The following is a 937-nucleotide window of genomic DNA, read 5'->3' as shown; positions in this document are numbered from 1 at the left end:
ACGACGCTCTTCCGATCTAAAAGGTTGTTAAGGTATTAGACTACGCACCAGGCCTTGACGGTTTGCCGAAATCAGATGTGCTCAAATTTTTACTTGAGGATAACTGTTCCGTTGTTGTCAGACCCTCGGGCACGGAGCCGAAGCTGAAAACATATCTCTCTGTGTCTGCCGGAAGCATGGACGAGGCAGAAAAGGCTGAAAAGAAGATTTGTGAGGATTTGAACAGATACTTTCAGTAATCTGTGATGTACTTGCTGTATGCCGGGAGCTGAAAAGAACCGGTATGGGAAGTATCGAAAAGATGTAATAGATAAAAAACCTTGATGTCATTCATACAGACATTATGAATAATTTAGCATGAGCGAGGAATTAGTTATGACAATTATTGTTACAGGCGGAGCAGGATTTATCGGTTCAAACTTTGTGTTTCATATGCTGAACGAGCATCCTGATTACAGAATCATCTGTCTTGATAAGCTGACTTATGCAGGAAATCTTTCAACGCTGAAATCAGTAATGGATAACCCGTCTTTCAGATTTGTGAAGGCGGATATCTGTGACAGAGCAGCGGTCGAAAAGCTTTTTGAGGAAGAACATCCTGATATTGTTGTTAATTTTGCTGCGGAAAGCCATGTTGACCGCTCCATAGAGAATCCGGAGATCTTCCTTCAGACCAATATCATCGGAACCGAGGTTCTTATGGATGCTTGCAGAAAGTACGGCATACAGAGATATCATCAGGTTTCAACCGATGAGGTATACGGTGATCTGCCGCTCGACAGACCGGACCTGTTCTTTACCGAGGAAACTCCAATACATACAAGCAGCCCGTACAGCAGTTCAAAGGCAGGCGGAAAAGAGGGGGGGGGGGGGGGGGGGGGGGGGGGGGGGGGGGGGGGGGGGGGGGGGGGGGGGGGGGGGGGGGGGGGGGGGGGGG

At 48.1% G+C, this 937-nt stretch carries 2 protein-coding genes; both read left to right on the top strand.

The window, feature by feature from the left end:
* Nucleotides 1–77: 77 nt before the first annotated feature.
* Nucleotides 78–239, top strand: a complete 162-nt coding sequence (locus JKK62_RS15900; protein ID WP_436286318.1) for a hypothetical protein — start codon at nucleotides 78–80, stop codon at nucleotides 237–239.
* A gap of 136 nt (nucleotides 240–375) precedes the next feature.
* The coding region (locus tag JKK62_RS15895) for a dTDP-glucose 4,6-dehydratase (protein ID WP_201428775.1) at nucleotides 376–937 on the top strand (562 nt) is incomplete at its 3' end.

Source organism: Ruminococcus difficilis (assembly GCF_016680995.1).
This window is presented reverse-complemented; position numbering and strand designations above follow the sequence as displayed.